This is a genomic window from Stenotrophomonas sp. (assembly GCF_032066555.1).
In the GTDB taxonomy this organism is placed as follows: domain Bacteria; phylum Pseudomonadota; class Gammaproteobacteria; order Xanthomonadales; family Xanthomonadaceae; genus Stenotrophomonas.
Map to the genome: position 1 here is coordinate 164130 of NZ_DAMBKV010000002.1, position 16613 is coordinate 180742.

The window sequence follows — 16613 nt, forward strand, 5'->3', positions numbered from 1 at the left end:
AAGGGGTCGAGTATTGTCCGATGCAGCGGGCACCTTGAGCCAGTGTCTGTGGGGGCGGTTGGCGGCGCAGATCCGGACATGCGTGCCCCGTATGGTCGTAAACTCTCCCGGTACCCTGACCGGAGCAATCCCATGCAAGCAGCAAGGAAATTGCAGTTGGCAGTATTGGTGTTGTGCGTAAGCGCAACCTTTCCTGCGTTCGCGAAGATGCAGCAGCGCCCGGTTGAATGGCAGCTGCAGGGAGCCACCTACAGCGGCGTGCTGGTCTATGACGACGAGGGCGATGCCCGCCGCCCTGGCGTGGTGATGGTGCCCAACTGGCGCGGCGTGAATGCCTCGGCAGTGGCCAAGGCCGAACAGATTGCCGGCGACGACTATGTGGTGCTGGTGGCTGATGTCTACGGCAAGAATGTGCGCCCGCAGGACAACGACGCAGCGGCCGCTGCGTCCAAACCCCTCCGCGAGGATCGCAGCCTGCTGCGCGCCCGCGCAGCGGCGGCACTGGAGGCATTGAAAGGCCAGGCTGGCAAGGCACCGTTGGATGCGACGCATATCGCCGCCGTCGGCTTCTGCTTCGGCGGCACCACCGTGCTGGAAATGGCCCGTGCCGGCCTGCCATTGGCAGGCGTGGTGAGCCTGCATGGCGGCCTGTCGACGCCGGCCCCCGCAGTGGCTGGCAGCGGCAAGGTGCCGATGCTGGTGCTCAATGGCGCCGCTGATCGCGGCATCAGCGCCGAGGACATCGCCAGTTTCGGTGCCGAGATGGATGCTGCCAAGGCCGACTGGCAGTTCGTCAATTTCAGCGGCGCGGTGCACTGCTTCGCCGAGTCTGACGCCAACAGCCCACCGGGCTGCGTGTACGACCCGCGCGCCGCCAAGCGTGCCTGGAAGATGATGGACAACTTCCTGGAAGAGCGCCTGGGCGACTGACGTCACTGTAGTGCCGAGCCATGCTCGGCAGGGTCTTGCGAGCAGCGTCAAAACCGTAGTGCCGAGCCATGCTCGGCAGGGGCCTCACCAGCAATGCATCAGATCGTAGGGGCGGCATAAGCCGCGAAGCCACGACCAGATCAGAGGCGGTGAAGCTACCCCTCCCCAACCCTCCCCTTGCCAACGGCAAAGGGAGGGAGCGTAGTGCCGAGCCATGCTCGGCAGGGGCCTTGCGAGCAGCGTCAAAACCGTAGTGCCGAGCCATGCTCGGCAGGGGCCGTACCGGTAATACCCCAGCTTTGTAGGAGCGGCGTAAGCCGCGAAGCTGGCTATCTGTCAGATCGCTGCAAATGCCGCCCGCCCGGGATGTAGCAAGGGTTGCGTGCGTTCAATGGCGCCGGGAACAACTGTGGCTTCGTGGCTTACGCCGCTCCTACAGTACTCTTGGCCGCCGAGATCGCCCCGCTGATCGCCGCCCGCGCCTGCGGGCTGTTGCGCCAGCAACTGCTGCCCAGCATCGCCGAAGCCTGGCTGACGACATCGCCGGTTTCGGCTTCGGCCAGCTGCGCCAGGGAATGAAACCCCAGCTGCTCCAGCCGGGCCACCACGGTGGCTCCCACGCCTTTCACCGCCAACAGCACGGCACGCTCGTCCTCGTTGAACTGCTGCAGGCCTGCCATCGCGGTCAGTGACTGCGCTCGATGGCGTAACGGGCCAGACCGCGCAGGGCGGCAACGGCGTCGGTTTCCGGCAGGCCGTCCAGCGCCTGCTCGGCGGCGTCGGCATATTCCACGGCACGCTTGCGGCTGTACTCCAGTCCGCCGGTGGCGTGGATCGCCGCCAACACTTCGGGCATCGCACTGGCATCGCCGTCCTGCACGATCTCGCGCAGACGGTTGCGGACCACTTCATCCGAGTGCGCCATGGCGTGGATCAGCGGCAGGGTGGCCTTGCCCTCGGCCAGGTCGTCGCCCAGGTTCTTGCCCAGTTCGTCGGCATTGGCGGAATAATCCAGCACATCGTCGGCGATCTGGAACGCATAGCCCAGGTGCATGCCGTAGTCGTAAAGCTTTTGCTGGGTGGCCTCGTCGGCGCCGGTAGCCAGCGCGCCCAGGCGGGTGCCGGCGGCGAACAGCACCGCGGTCTTGCGCTCGATCACGCGCAGGTAGGCGGCTTCGTCGGTATCCGGGTTATGCACGTGCAGCAGCTGCAGCACTTCGCCTTCGGCGATGCGGTTGGTGGTGTCGGCCAGGATCTGCATCACCGCCATGCGTTCCAGCTCGACCATCAGCTGGAAGCTGCGCGAGTACAGGAAGTCACCGACCAGCACGCTGGGGGCATTGCCCCACAGGGCATTGGCGGTGCTGCGGCCGCGGCGCAGGTCGGACTCGTCGACCACGTCGTCGTGCAGCAGGGTGGAGGTGTGGATGAACTCGATGATCGCCGCCAGCTGGTGGTGCTCGGGGCCGGCGCCGCCGACCGCATGGCCGGCCAGCATCACCAGCATCGGCCGCAGGCGTTTGCCACCCGCCGAGACGATGTGATCGGCGATCTGGTTGATCAGCACCACGTCCGAGGACAGGCGGCGGCGGATCAGGGCATCGACGGCAGCCATGTCCGCTGCGGCAAAGGTCTGGATGGCAGGCAGGCCCAGCGCGGGGCGGATATGTTCAGCGATGCTCATAGGAAGACTTCAGGGGGTACCGGGGGATTATAGGCGGAGTCGGCCGGGGCGGCCCGTCGGGGCCGAAAACCGAAGGAAACCGGGCCTTTGCGCAGTGAATACGTATGCAAGCAACACCGTCGGCAAAGCACCGACGCTAAGCTGGCCGGCATACATTTCGCGGCCCTGAAACAGGGGCTTTGAGGCCCGTAGGGGGGCGTTCGATGTCCAAGACTCCATGGTGGCGCGGTGCCGTCATCTACCAGATTTACCCACGCAGCTACCTGGATACCAATGGGGATGGCGTTGGCGACCTGCCAGGCATCATCGATCGCCTGGAATATGTGGCCTCGCTGGGTGTGGACGCTATCTGGGTATCGCCGTTCTTCAAGTCGCCGATGGCCGATTTCGGCTACGACATCGCCGACTACCGCGATGTGGACCCGCTGTTCGGCAACCTGGCCGATTTCGACCGCTTGCTGGCCAAGGCGCATGCGCTGGGTTTGAAGGTGATGATCGACCAGGTGTTCAGCCATACCTCGATAGACCACGCCTGGTTCAAGGAAAGCCGCGAGAGCCGCGACAATCCCAAGGCCGATTGGTATGTGTGGGCCGATGCGCGCGAGGATGGCACGCCGCCCAACAACTGGCTGTCGATCTTCGGCGGCGTGGCCTGGCAATGGGAGCCGCGGCGCCGGCAGTATTTCCTGCACAACTTCCTGGCTTCGCAGCCGGACCTGGATTTCCACAATCCGGCGGTGCAGCAGGCAACCCTGGATTACGTGAAGTTCTGGCTGGACCGTGGCGTGGATGGCTTCCGCCTGGATTCGATCAATTTCTGCTTCCACGATGCGCAGCTGCGTGACAACCCGGCGAAGCCAGAGAGCGAGCGTATTGGCCGTGGTTTCAGCCCGGACAATCCGTATGCGTTCCAGTACCACTACTACAACAACACCCGCCCGGAAAATATCGGCTTCCTGGAGCGCCTGCGCGCCTTGCTGGACCAGTACCCGGACGCGGTGACGCTGGGCGAGATTTCCTCGGAGGATTCGCTGGCGACCACCGCCGAATACACCGCGCCGGGCCGCCTGCACATGGGCTACAGCTTCGAGCTGTTGGTGGACGATTACAGTGCGGGCTATATCCGCAGCACCGTCGAACGACTGGAAGCGGCGATGGGCGAGGCCTGGCCGTGCTGGGCGGTGTCCAACCATGACGTGCAGCGTGCTGTGACCCGTTGGGGCGGGCATCCAGCCAAGCCGTCGTTGGCGAAGATGCTGGCGGTCTTGGTGTGTTCGCTGCGTGGCTCGGTGTGCATCTATCAGGGCGAAGAGCTGGGTCTTGGCGAAGCGGACGTGCCGTTCGAGGCGCTGCAGGACCCGTATGGGATTACCTTCTGGCCGAACTTCAAGGGCCGTGATGGTTGCCGTACGCCGATGCCGTGGACTGATGACACATTGGCTGGGTTTACCACTGGAAAGCCGTGGTTGCCGATTCCGGCCGAGCATCGGGCTTTGTCGGTGCAGGCGCAGGAAGTGGATGACGATTCGGTACTGCATGCCTTCCGCAACTTCCTGAGCTGGCGCAAGGCGCATCCGGCCTTGGTCGAGGGTTCGATTCGTTTTCTTGATAGTGCTGAGCCGGTGCTGTTGTTCGAGCGGCAGGCGGGTGATGAGACCTTGTTGCTTGCCTTCAATCTATCTGGCGAAACGGTGCGGCATGCGCTGCCGGCGGATGAGTGGCAGGCTTTGACGCTGCCAGGTCCGGTCGCTGGTGCGGTTGAAGGTGGCGAACTGGTATTGCCTGGGCACGCGGTGTATTGCGCGCGTCGCAGCTGAGTTTTTGTTGCTCTCTCTTTTGTGCGGGCGGAGATAACATCTCCGCCTTTTTTTTGGGCTTTTGGCTTTTGGATTTTGCTTTTGCTTTTGCTTTTGCTTCTGGCCTTGGCCTTGGCTTTGGCTTTGGTTCTGGTTCTGGCTCTGGCTCTGGCTCAAGCCCCTCTCCCGCCTGCGGGAGAGGGGTTGGGGTGAGGGTGCTTCTAAAAGCAGGCCAAAGCCCAAAACCAAAACCAGAGCCAGAGCCAGAGCCAGAGCTCCCCCCATCCGCCCTACGGGCACCTTCCCCCGCGGGCGGGAGAAGGGAAAGCCAAGAGCCAAAAGCCAAAAGCCAAAAGCCAAGAGCCAAGAGCCAAGAGCCAAAAGCCAAAAGCCAAGAGCCAAGAGTCAAGAGCCAAGAGTCAAGAGCCAAGAGTCAAGAGCCAGAGCGATTCCCGCCTGCGCGGGAATGACGGCGTAACTTCAACAACAGCCACAGCCACAGCCACAGCCACAGCAGCCACAGCCACAGCCACAGCAGCCACAGCCACAGCAGCCACAGCCACAGCAGCCACAGCAGCCACAGCAGCCACAGCAGCCACAGCAGCCACAGCAAGTCGGTCAATGCTCTGGTTGCAACAAATCTCAGCAAATTCCTTCTGGAATACGGAAAACGCCAGGGCTGTTCACAACGCAAAAGGCCCGCTGCAAAAGCAGCGGGCCTCCAATGCACGTCCAACCAGAACCAATCAGAACTTGTAGTTCACACCCACCTGGTAGGTGCGGCCCCATTCCACGGTTTCCAGCGGCCTATCCTTGGTGCCGGCATAGGTCTCGTACTTGGAGTTGGTCAGGTTGCTGGCCTGCAGGAACAGGCTCAGGCCCTTGAACATCGTGCCGTCGCCGAAGCTGTAACCCAGCTGGGCATCCAGCACGTCCTCACCCTTGACATAACGCAGCGTACGGGCGCCGTTGAAGTTGCCGATCTCGCCGATGAAGTCCGAGCGCTTGCGCTGGTTCAAGCGCACTTCAAAGCCGTTGTTCTCGTAGTAGGCAGTGAAGTTGTAAACGCGCTTGGACAGGCCCGGCAGCATGATCGGATCGCTGCCAACGCTGGAAACGGTTGCCGGATCCGGCGGGATGGTGATGTTGCTGTCATTGAAGCCAGCGCTTGCCACCACGCCAAAGCCGCGCAGTGCGTCGGAGAACAGATCCAGCGGCAGTGATGCGGTCAGTTCCAGGCCACGCAGGCTGCCACCCTTGCCGTTGAACGGTGCGGTATAGGTACCGGTCTTGTCGACAACAATGCCCGGCGGCAGGCTGACGCCGTTGGCCAGCAGCCATGCGTCTACCTGGTCGGTGAAGTCGTAGCCATCACGCTTTTCGGTGAAGACGTAGGTCTTCAGGTCCTTGTAAAAGAACGCCGCAGCAACATATGCCTTGTTGCCGAAGTACTTCTCCCACGACAGGTCCACCGCGTTGGCCACCCACGGATCCAGGTTGGGGTTGCCGCCGCTGGCACCCGGCGTGCCATTGTTGGTGTCGACGCCGAACTCCATCGAGGCGCGCATTTCATCGACGCGCGGGCGCGCTACCTGGCGGGCCAGGGCGAAGCGCACGGTGTTTTCGGCCGGCAGTTCAAAGGCCAGGTTCAGGCTCGGCAGGAAGTCGAGGTACTTCTTGCCTTCGTTGATCGGAATCACCTGGCTGCCAACCGCCTGCGAGCCGTCCCAGTAGTTGGAGTGCGATGACTGATCAACGTGCTGGGCCTGGATGCCGACATTGCCGCGTACCGGGATCGAGCCGATCTGCGTGCTGATGTTGGCGCGCAGGAAGGTGGTGGTGATCTTCTCGTCCACCGTCCACTGCTTCGGAATCAGGTAGCTCTCGGTGGTGGTCGGGTTGAACACCATGTAGCGGCCAACCGCAGCAGGCACGTTCCAGGCCGGGATGTAGCCGGCGCCGGCAAAGCCCAGGTTGACCGGCTTGTACTGCAGGTCGGCGGCGATACTGGTGTCGCCCTGTGCACCCAGGTTGATGTTGCCTTCGGCCTGGGTCTTGTTCTTGCTGCGGTCGGCGTAGTTCACGCCGACGTCGAAGTCGGAGAACCAGGTGAAGCCCTCCGGCACCGGGAAGGTGGCGGCCAGCTTGAATCCCTTCAGCTCATCGTCCACATGCGGGGTCTTGCCATAGCCCGAACCGTAGATGGTATTGGTCAGGTAGAGCTTGCTGTAGTCCGAGTAATCCAGGCCCGGGGTGAACTTCGGGAAGCTGCCGCCGGCGAAGTTCAGCTTCACCGAATCCAGCATGGGTGCCGGCAGCAGCTGCAGGTTGTTCTCCAGGTTCAGCTCGTCACGTTCGGCCTTGGACCAGCTCACGTCGGCAACCACGCGTACATCACCGAAGTTGAACTCGTTGTTCCAGCCGATTGCCTTGATGCTGTCCTCGCGGTGGTTGTACATGCCGCGCACAAGGGGGTAGACATTGTGCGCAACACCACTCTCGAAGCTACCGTTGCTGCCGACCACCACGTCGGTCAGGTTGAGCGGGTCGTAGCCGCCGTTGTAGCCACCCAGATGGATTTCGATCTGGTTGGCGGTGTCGTATTCCTTGGCCTTGGTGTAGAAGGTGTCCAGCGTGCTGGTCCAGCTGTTGTTGGGCCGGAACTGCAGGGTCGCCATGACGCCGTCACGTTTGGCGTGGCCGGTACGGCGCAGTGCCTTGATGCCATCGGAATAGTAGGTACCGCCGGGGACGCCCGGGCGCCAGCCATCGCCTCCCAGCGCTTGCCAAGGCTCATACAGGCCTACCTGGTTTTCCTGCTTGGACATCTCCGAATGGGAGTAGCCAATGGCCAGGCCAATGGTGTTGTCGGCGAACTTGTCGACGTAACTGAAGTTGGCGCGGCTACCATACGGGTCTTCGCCAGCGGCTTCGCCCAGCGAGTTTTTCTGGTAGCGGCCGCTGAGTGCGATGACGCGCTCGTTATAGCTGAGCGGGCGCACGGTTTGCAGGTCCAGGGTGCCGGACAGACCCTGGCCGACCAAGCCGGAATCCGGGGTCTTGTAGACGGTCACGCCGCTGATCAGCTCAGACGGGTACTGGTCGAACTCGACGCTGCGGTTGTCGCCGGTGCTGACCACTTCGCGGCCGTTGAGCAGGGTGGTGGCGAAGTCCGGCGACAGGCCGCGCACGCTGATCACCTGGGCACGGCCGGCAACGCGCTGGGCGGCCAGGCCGGGCAGGCGGGCGATGGATTCGGCGATGCTCACGTCCGGCAGCTTGCCGATGTCTTCGGCCGAGATGGCTTCCACGATCGAGGTCGAGTCGCGCTTGACCGAGATCGCGCTCTCGATGCCGCGGCGGATGCCGGTGACGGTGACGGTGTCCAGATTGGTGGCTTCGGCCTTGGCCTTGGCTTGTTCTTCGGCCGTCTGTGCGTGTGCGCTGGCGGCTGTCAGTGTGATGGCTGAGGCCAGTGCAACGCTCAGCAGGTTGCGCTTGGTGTTCAACATACTCCCCTCTCCCAGGTGATGTCGGTTGGTTGTGTTCTGTGCTCCCCCGTCTTGGTGTGGGGGATGCGTCGCTGTTTTTTTCGCTGCTTGCGACTGACTCGCATGGTAATCAGCGGGCAAGCCCGTGGTGCTGGGCTGCATACGTATTCAATGGGGCTTTGCGGCGGCAGATAGGTCTGAAAACGCTTTCGGCGACGGTTCTGCCATCACGCCGTCGTTTCCGCGAAGGCGGGAATCGCTGTGGCTGTGGCATCGGTTGTGGCTTTGGTTCATGCCGTCATTCCCGCGCAGGCGGGAATCGCTCTGGCTCTTGATTTGCGCGTCGAAGTGAAAGAACGAGAATCAAGGGCAAAGAGCCAAGAGCCAAGAGCCAAGAGCGATTCCCGCCTGCGCGGGAATGACGGCTGTAGAGCAAAAGCCAAAAGCCAGACGTCCAAAGCCCCAAGCCCCAAGCCCAAAGCCTTGGGCTTCAGGCCGTCCAGCCCTCACTCCACTGGCACAAAGCGCACAGCAGCACCGCCACCAGCCGCCAGCTGCAGCTTGATCCGGTCGCGGTTGTCGACCACCCGCGCCTCACGGACAAACGCAAACGGTGCCGTCTCCCAGTTGGCGCCGTCACCATCGCGGTAGATCTCCGCGCGGTAACGCTTGCCTGGGGTCAGGAACGACAAGGCCACATCCAGCGCCTGCGATTTCTCGCTGCCAACGCTGCCGACAAACCATTCCTCGCTACCACGCGCCTTGCGTGCAAAGGTCACGTACTGGCCAACCTCGCCATTGAGCACATGGCTTTCCTCCCAATCCACCGCCACGTCCTTGATGAACTGGAAGGCGTCCGGGTGCTGGGCGTAGTGTTCGGGCAGGTCGGCGACCATCTGCACCGGGCTGTACAGCACCACGTACAGGGCCAGCTGCTTGGCCAGGGTGCTGCGCAGGGCCAGGCCGTTGCGGCCCTTCAGGCTGACGATGCCCGGGGTGTAATCCATCGGTCCGCCCAACATGCGGGTGAACACCAGCGTGGCTTCATGGCCCGGCGGGTTGGGCGGGTTGCCCCAGGCGTTGAACTCCATGCCGCGTGCGCCTTCGCGCGATACCCAGTTCGGGTAGGTGCGGCGCAGGCCGGTGTCTTTGATCGGCTCGTGTGAGTTGATCGCGATGTGCTTGGCGGCGGCCTGCTGGAGCACACGCAGGTTGTGGTTGCTCATCCACTGGCCTTCATGCCATTCGCGGGTGATCGGGCCATCGACCTGGTCCTGGCGGTGGATGTCACCTGCGTCGCAGACATAGCCGGTCTTGACCACATCCACGCCGTTGCGCGCATACAGGTCCAGCGCTGCAGGCAACTGGCGTTCGTAGTGGCTGACCGCGCAGGCGGTTTCATGGTGGCCGATCAGGTGCACGCCCTTGCCGGCGGCGTAGCGGGCAAGGCCCGGCAGGTCGAAATCCGGGGTGGCGCGGGTGAAGTCGAAGGCCTCACCGTTGGCGAACCAGTCGCCGTCCCAGCCGATGTTCCAGCCTTCCACCAGTACGCCACGGAAGCCATTGGCGGCGGCGAAGTCGATGTAACGGCGGGTGTTCTCGGTGGTGGCGCCATGCTTGGGGCCGGTCGCCCAGGTCTCGGTCTCCAGGTGCAGCGACCACCACACACCGGCATATTTGGCCGGTTTGAACCAGCTCACATCGCCGATGGCGTTGGGTTCGTTGAGGTTGAGGATGAGGCTGGATTCAGCCAGGTCGCCCGCTTGCTCGCCGATGGTGATGGTGCGCCATGGGGTATTGAAGGGCAGGGCGCGCACGACCGGCGCACCGCTGCTGGACGGGGTCAGCGTCGCGCGCAGGATGTCGCCATCACCACGGGCCAGGTTCATGCCGGCGTAGTCCACCAGCGCGGCTTCGTGGATGGAGATATGCAGGCCGTTGTCGCTGCGCAGGGTCAGCGGGGTCTGCGCGGTGCCGACCTCCTTCAACGGGGTCTGGTGGTACAGGTATTCCTCGCGATTCCACTCGAAGGCGGGAATCCACCAGGCGGTTGCCGGGCGCGCCAGCGCGAACTCGGTCAGCTCGGCGTGGATCTGCGCCTGCTTCATGCCGGCCTGCTGTGGGAACTCGTAGCGGAAGCCGATGCCGTCGTCATAGACGCGGAACACCACGTCAAAGTGGCGCTCGTAGTTGCGGCCGGCGCCGGGCTTCTCGGTGAAGCTGGCGCGCAGCTCGTTGTAGTGATTGCGGGTGAGGCGGCGCTCGCCCCAAGGCTGCTCCCAGGTTTCGTCGAAGCTGCGCTGTGACTGGCCGGTAAGGGCGACATTGCGTTCCAACCGGCCATCACCGAGCAGCATGCCCAGCCGAGACGGCGCGATCACCGCCTCGCCATTGCGCTCCACCCGGTAGGAAGGGCGGCCTTCGTGCTGGGATTCGACGATCACCACCAGGTGCTTGTCGGGTGAGGTGACGCGCGCCAGATCGGCGGCATGGGCCGGCAGGCAACTGATCAGCAGCAGCGCGAACGCAGCCTTTAGCGATAGGCGGGCAGGGGTGGGGCGTGTATCGGCCATGCGGGTCTCAACTCCGGGTTCTGGTCGGCGCGCCGGCCCAGCGGGGTGGCACGTGGCGCCACTATTCCCCGGCCGGGGCCGCTGTGGGCGCAATGCCGCATTGAATACGTATGCAACAGCGGTGCAGATCACAGGTGCGCCCTCTACCATGGCCGCAGCGCATCCGCGCCCAACATCGCATCCGTGATTCCCGGAGGGGGGAAGCGCTTGATGAATAGCAAACCGCAGCTGTCGTTCTGGCAGATCTGGAACATGTGTTTCGGCTTCCTGGGTATCCAGTTCGGCTTCGCGCTGCAGAACGCCAATGCCAGCCGCATCTTTGAAACGCTGGGCGCGCCGATGGATGCGGTGCCGGGGCTGTGGATCGCCGCGCCGCTGACCGGTCTGCTGGTGCAGCCCGTGATCGGCTATCTGTCCGACCGCACCTGGACGCGCTGGGGCCGCCGCCGTCCCTACTTCATGATCGGCGCGGTGCTGACCACGCTCGCCCTGCTGGTGATGCCCAACTCGCCGACCCTGTGGATTGCCGCCGGCACGCTGTGGGTGCTGGATGCCTCGATCAATATCTCGATGGAGCCGTTCCGCGCCTTCGTTGGTGATCAGTTGTCGCCGAAGCAGCGCCCGACGGGCTTCTCGATGCAGAGTTTCTTTATCGGCGTGGGCGCGGTGGTGGCCAGCTTCCTGCCCTTCATCCTTGCCCACTTCGGTGTCGCCAATACGGCGGGTCCGGGCGAGGTGCCGGATACCGTGCGCTATGCCTTCTACTTCGGCGCGGCGGTGCTATTGCTGGCGATGAGCTGGACGGTGTTCAGCACGCGCGAGTATTCCCCGGCCGAGCTGGCCCGCTTCGACGATGCCGAACCGGCGGCCGTGCATGCCGTGCAGCGCGCTGCAGGTCTGCCGCAATGGGGTCAGATCGGCGTGTGGCTTGGTTTGGGGGTGTTGCTGGCAGCGTTGATCGCCTGGCGCCAAGGCGACCGCATGCTCTATGTGCTGGCCGGCCTGTGCGCCAGTTACGGCCTGCTGCTCGGCGTGGCGCGGGTGCTGCCCGGCACACATATGCTGGCCACCATCGTCGATGACCTGCGCAGCATGCCGGGCACGATGCGGCGTTTGGCATGGGTGCAGTTCTTCTCCTGGTTCGCCCTGTTTGCGATGTGGATCTACACCACCGCAGCGGTGGCGGGCACGCACTTCGGTTCCACCGATACGCAGTCGGCTGCGTACAACGAAGGCGCGAACTGGGTAGGTGTGTTGTTCGGCGCCTACAACGGCTTCGCGGCCGTGGCGGCGTTGATCATCCCGCTGATGGTGCGCGCGATTGGCCTGCGCTGGAGCCACCTGGTCAATCTGTGGCTGGGCGGCTTGGGCCTGATCTCGCTGATGCTGATCAAGGACCCACACTGGCTGTTGCTGTCGATGGTCGGCGTCGGCTTTGCCTGGGCCTCGATCCTGTCGCTGCCGTACGCACTGCTGTCAGACAGCGTGCCGGCGGCGAAGATGGGCGTGTACATGGGCATCTTCAATTTCTTCATCGTGATCCCGCAGCTGGTGGCCGCCAGTGCCTTGGGCTTCGCCCTGCGCAACTGGTTGGGTGGTGATCCCATCCACGTGCTGGTGCTGGGCGGTTGCAGTTTGTTCGTGGCCGGCTTGTGCGTGCTGCGGGTTCCGTCGCAACAGGAGGTGGTGTGATGCGTAGTCGTTTGGCAGCAGCGGTTGGACTTGCAGTGATGGCAGGCTCGGCCTTGGCCGGTAGCCGGCCGGATTACATCGGTACCACCGAGCCCTTCGCCAGTGATGCGGTGTACTTCGTGGTCACTGACCGCTTCGTCAATGGTGATACCAGCAACGACCATCGCGACCAGGGCGGCGAACACCGCACCTTCGATATTCCGGTGCCGTGCCCGGACAAGATCGACGGCAACATCGGCTACCTCGGCGGCGACTTCAAGGGCGTACTCGACAACGCCGACTACATCCGCGAGCTTGGCTTTGGCGCGGTATGGATCACGCCGATCATCGACAACCCCGATCAGGCCTTCACCGGCAGCAAGCCAATCAGCTGCACCAGCACCCTGACTGACCGCGGCAAGACCGGCTACCACGGTTACTGGGGCATCAACTTCTACAAGCTGGACGAGCATCTGCCCAGTGCAGACCTGGATTTCGCCGGGCTGACCAAGGGCCTGCACGATGCCAAGCTGAAGGTGGTGCTGGATATCGTCGGCAACCACGGCTCACCGGCCTGGACCATGCCCAAGCGGCAGCCACAGTTCGGCCAGATCTTCGACAAGGACGGCAAGTTGATCGCCGACCATCAGAACCTTGCCCCGGACAAGCTTGATCCGAAGCACAACCCGCTGCATGCGTTCTACAACAACATCGGCCCGGTCGATGGCAGCAAGGGTTCGATCTTCGACGGCAACCTGGCCGAGCTGTCGGATTTCAACGAGCACAACCCGGCAGTGATGGATTACCTGGTGGGTGCCTACCTGCAATGGACGGCGCAGGGTGTGGATGCCTTGCGCATCGACACCATCGGTTGGTTGCCGCATCCCTGGTGGCATGAATTCGTAAACCGCATCCGCGCCCAGCACCCGGGCATGTTCATGTTCGGCGAAGCCTTCGATTACGACGCCGCCAAGATCGCCGAGCACACCTGGCCGGCCAACGCCAACGTCAGCGTGCTGGACTTTCCATTGCGCGGTGCCATGTCCTCGGTATTCGGCAGGGAGCAGAAGGGCTTTGAAACGCTGGCCGAACCGCTGCATCTGAGCGGCGGGCCGTATGCCAATCCGTATGCGTTGATGAGTTTCTACGACAACCATGACATGGCGCGTCTGGATGCCAGCGATGCCGGTTTCATCGACGCGCATAACTGGCTGTTCACCGCACGCGGCATTCCGGTGCTCTATTACGGTTCGGAAACCGGCTTCATGCGCGGACGCGCCGAGCATGCGGGCAACCGTGCCTACTTCGGCCAGCAGCGGGTGAATGAAGCAGGGCAAAGCCCGATCTTCGCTCCGCTGCAGCGCATCGCCAAACTGCGTGAAGCAACGCCTGCGTTGCAGCGCGGCCTGCAGGTCAACGAGCGGCTGCAGGGCGACGAGGCGGTCTTCTACCGCGTGCTGCAGCATGGAGACACGGCGCAGACGGCGCTGGTGCTGCTGAACAAGGGCGACGCTGCACGCTCGTTCGAGGTGAGCCGTTATCTGCAGGCCGGGCAGTGGCGTGATGTGCTGGGTGGCGGTTCCTTGAAGGTGAAGCGTTCGCTGAAGACCGAAGTGCCGGCGCATGGGGTCAAGGTGTTTGTGCTGGAAGGGCAGGTGAAACAGGCTGAGCTGCAGGTGCAGCTGGACGCTGCCATGGCGGATCAGCAAGCCAGGGATAAACGACTGGCGCAGTAGCCTGCGTTAGCCCCTCTCCCTGCGGGAGAGGGGTTGGGGTGAGGGTAAGGCTCTTCGAGCAATCCAACACCGCGCCAAAAGCACCCCTCCCCAACCCTCCCCTTTGCTGCGCAAAAGGGAGGGGGCTGTTCGCGTGCAGCTGGAGGCCTTGCTTGTCCCCCTCCCTTTGCCGCAGGCAAGGGGAGGGCCGGGGAGGGGTAGCTCTCGCTTCTGTCTCACCTACAGCCCCTGCGCCTCCCAAAGCCTCACCCGCTACAATCCGCCCCCAGGCATTTCCGGCGGCACCCATGAACCAGCTCCCCCCGCAGACCCCCATCGAAACCCTGTTGCAGACGGCAATGGACGGCAAACTGCCGATCCGCGCGTTCATGCAGGCCTTCGTCGCCTCCGAGGTGGTGCTGCTGACCGGCAGCCTGGTCACGCCTGACGGCAGTGGTTTCGATCCGCTGCTGTTCGACAAGCAGGGTGTGCTGCATGTGGCGGTGTTCACCGACATGGCGCGGGTTGGGTTCCACCAGCAGCAGGCGCCGCACAACATCCGCATGCTGATGCTGGAGGTGCTGCGCCGCGTGCCCGGTGGCTACGGCGTGGTGATCAACCCCGGCACGCCGCTGGGCTTAGAGATATCACCGTCAGGCGTGGGCGAAATCCTCAAGGATTTCAGCTAGGTCAAGGCACGCGAAGACACCGTAGCCCGGGTAAGCGCAGCGCACCCGGGGCTTGCGTCCGAGGGGCGGCGTGTCGACGGAGTTGAGTGTTGACGGAATGTTGTTGCTTCTGTGCTTCCCGGGTGCGCTGCGCTTACCCGGGCTACGGGGGCTACGGCGTGAATCAGACGCCGAGCGATGATTCCCGCACCACCAGCCTCACCGGAATGGTGAGGCCTTCCACTGGCTCACTGGCAATCAGGCTCAACAGCTTGTCCACCAGCAGCTGACCGGCCTGCTTGGTGTCCTGCTGCACCGTGGTCAATGGCGGCGATACCGACGCCGCCAGCGGAATATCATCAAAGCCGGTAACCGCGACATCCTGTGGCACGCGTATACCGCGCTCGCGCAGGGCCCGCAACGCGCCGATGGCGATCAGGTCGCTGGCCGCGCAGATCGCGTCGAAATTCTTGCCGCTGTCGAGCAGGGCGATGCAGGCAGCGTGGCCTGACTCCTCGGTGGTAATGGCATTGTGCTGCATGCCGGGATCTGCCTTCAGCCCGCGCGCAGCCAGCGCCTGAACGTGGCCGCGGTAGCGTTCCTCGAATTCGGGATAGTGGCTGGACGCATGGCCGAGGAACGCGATGCGCTGGCGGCCCTGCTCAAGCAGGTGCGCGCTGATATCAAAGCCGCCCTGGAAGTTGTCGCTGCCGATCGATACACCGGGCTGGCCCGGCAAGGCTGCGCCCCAGCGCACGAAGTGGGTGCCTTGCTCCACCAGCCGCTGCAGCCGCTCAACCGACTCGTGATAGTCGCCATAGCCGAGCAGGATGATGCCGTCGGCCTTGTTGCTGTCTTCGAAATCGGCATGCCAGTCGCTGGACAGCTGCTGGAAGGACACCAGCAGGTCCCGGCCCTTCAGCGCGCAGGCACGGGTGATCGAGCCCAGCATCGAGTGGAAGAAGGGGTTGATCAGCGAGTCATCATTGGTCGGGTCCTCGAAGAACAGCAGGGCCAGCGTGCCGGACTGCTGGCAACGCAGGCTGGAGGCGTTCTTGTCGACCTTGTAGTTCAGCTGGCGGGCGATATCGAGGATGCGCTGGCGGGTTTCGGCATTGACCATCGGACTGCCACGCAGCGCACGCGACACCGTCGGCTGCGAAACGCCCGCCATGTGCGCGATATCCAAAGAGGTGGCTTTGCCCTTGATGACCATCTTGACCAGCAATCTGAACGACGTCTGGCATCATGCCATGAGGTCGGCGAAAGGGGGCAGGCTGCGGTCAGTATGCCCTGCCAGCCGGGCGATTCCGGCGCTGGCGGGCGAACCTTCCGGACCTCGTCCAGGCCGGCGGCAACCCTGGCGTGGTCAGCGCAAGCCTTACGCCGCAAGGGCTGCAAGGATTGGCTGCTATCTGTCGCCGGACAGATATAATACGTGGGCTATTGCCCGCATCCGGCGGGTGGACCCCAACGGAAGAGTAGGAACCTATGGCCCGCGGCATCAATAAAGTCATCCTCGTCGGCAACCTCGGCAACGACCCGGACACCAAATACACCCAGGCCGGCATGGCGATCACCCGCATCAGCCTGGCTACCACCAGCGTGCGCAAGGACCGTGACGGCAACCAGCAGGAGCGTACCGAGTGGCACCGTGTGGTGTTCTTCGGCAAGCTCGGCGAGATCGCCGGTGAATACCTGCGCAAGGGCAGCTCGGTCTATGTCGAAGGCGAACTGCGCTACGACAAGTACACCGGCCAGGACGGTGTTGAAAAGTACACCACCGACATCGTCGCCAACGAAATGCAGATGCTCGGCGGCCGTGGTGAAGGCGGCGGTGGTGGCGGTGGCGGCTACGGCGGCGATCGTCCGCAGCGTCAGTCGGCCCCGCGTCAGCAGCAGGGTGGCGGCCAGGGCGGTTATGGCAACCAGGACCAGGGCGGCGGCTACGGCGGCGGTCAGCGCCAGCAGCAGCGCCAGGCACCGCCGCAGCAGCAGTCGGCGCCGCCGATGGATGATTTTGCTGACGACGATATTCCGTTCTGATAATCGCCCAGCGCGTTTGTTTGCCAAAGGCCATGCACT

12 protein-coding genes are annotated in these 16613 nt (G+C 63.6%); 6 read left to right on the forward strand and 6 right to left on the reverse strand.

All coding sequences use genetic code 11. The annotated features are described in order from the left end of the window. Positions 1–132: 132 nt before the first annotated feature. Complete coding sequence (locus tag RT131_RS04030) at positions 133–930, forward strand: dienelactone hydrolase family protein (RefSeq protein WP_313170492.1); 798 nt, start codon at positions 133–135, stop codon at positions 928–930. 422 nt (positions 931–1352) lie between these two features. On the opposite strand, the gene RT131_RS04035 is transcribed toward RT131_RS04030, so the two are convergent. Together RT131_RS04035 and RT131_RS04040 are read right to left on the reverse strand one after the other, a co-directional pair. Beyond that, positions 1353–1610: a helix-hairpin-helix domain-containing protein gene (locus tag RT131_RS04035; protein ID WP_313170493.1), complete on the reverse strand. Its 258-nt coding sequence runs from the start codon at positions 1608–1610 to the stop codon at positions 1353–1355. 5 nt (positions 1611–1615) lie between these two features. Further along, complete coding sequence (locus RT131_RS04040) at positions 1616–2614, reverse strand: polyprenyl synthetase family protein (RefSeq protein ID WP_313170495.1); 999 nt, start codon at positions 2612–2614, stop codon at positions 1616–1618. Positions 2615–2817: 203 nt separating this feature from the next. Between RT131_RS04040 and RT131_RS04045 the strand changes: the two genes are divergently transcribed. Then, positions 2818–4431, forward strand: a complete 1614-nt coding sequence (locus RT131_RS04045; protein ID WP_313170497.1) for an alpha glucosidase — start codon at positions 2818–2820, stop codon at positions 4429–4431. A 412-nt stretch (positions 4432–4843) separates the two neighbouring features. On the opposite strand, the gene RT131_RS04050 is transcribed toward RT131_RS04045, so the two are convergent. The 3 genes from RT131_RS04050 to RT131_RS04060 all read right to left on the reverse strand — a co-directional run bounded on the left by RT131_RS04050 (position 4844) and on the right by RT131_RS04060 (position 10474). Further along, positions 4844–5032 carry a hypothetical protein gene (locus tag RT131_RS04050; RefSeq protein WP_313170499.1) on the reverse strand — a complete coding sequence of 63 codons (189 nt, stop codon included), beginning with the start codon at positions 5030–5032 and terminating at the stop codon, positions 4844–4846. A gap of 124 nt (positions 5033–5156) precedes the next feature. Then, entirely contained in the window at positions 5157–7922 is a 2766-nt protein-coding gene (locus RT131_RS04055; protein ID WP_313170501.1) for a TonB-dependent receptor, read from the reverse strand. Positions 7923–8407: 485 nt separating this feature from the next. Further along, positions 8408–10474, reverse strand: a complete 2067-nt coding sequence (locus RT131_RS04060; protein WP_313170502.1) for a glycoside hydrolase family 97 protein — start codon at positions 10472–10474, stop codon at positions 8408–8410. A 210-nt stretch (positions 10475–10684) separates the two neighbouring features. Between RT131_RS04060 and RT131_RS04065 the strand changes: the two genes are divergently transcribed. From RT131_RS04065 to RT131_RS04075, 3 genes are all read left to right on the forward strand, one after another. Further along, positions 10685–12166: an MFS transporter gene (locus tag RT131_RS04065; RefSeq protein WP_313170504.1), complete on the forward strand. Its 1482-nt coding sequence runs from the start codon at positions 10685–10687 to the stop codon at positions 12164–12166. Further along, complete coding sequence (locus RT131_RS04070) at positions 12166–13881, forward strand: alpha-amylase family glycosyl hydrolase (RefSeq protein WP_313170506.1); 1716 nt, start codon at positions 12166–12168, stop codon at positions 13879–13881. Before RT131_RS04065 ends, RT131_RS04070 begins: the two co-directional genes overlap by 1 nt. A 287-nt stretch (positions 13882–14168) precedes the next feature. Next, positions 14169–14549, forward strand: coding sequence for an SseB family protein (locus tag RT131_RS04075; RefSeq protein ID WP_313170508.1), 381 nt, complete (start codon positions 14169–14171; stop codon positions 14547–14549). Positions 14550–14712: 163 nt separating this feature from the next. On the opposite strand, the gene RT131_RS04080 is transcribed toward RT131_RS04075, so the two are convergent. Continuing rightward, positions 14713–15744 (reverse strand): LacI family DNA-binding transcriptional regulator, encoded by a 1032-nt coding sequence (locus RT131_RS04080; RefSeq protein WP_313170510.1) that lies wholly within the window; start codon positions 15742–15744, stop codon positions 14713–14715. Between the two features lie 275 nt (positions 15745–16019). Between RT131_RS04080 and RT131_RS04085 the strand changes: the two genes are divergently transcribed. Next, on the forward strand, positions 16020–16574 hold the full coding sequence (locus tag RT131_RS04085) for a single-stranded DNA-binding protein (RefSeq protein WP_313170511.1): 555 nt from the start codon (positions 16020–16022) through the stop codon (positions 16572–16574). The last annotated feature ends 39 nt before the right edge of the window (positions 16575–16613 follow it).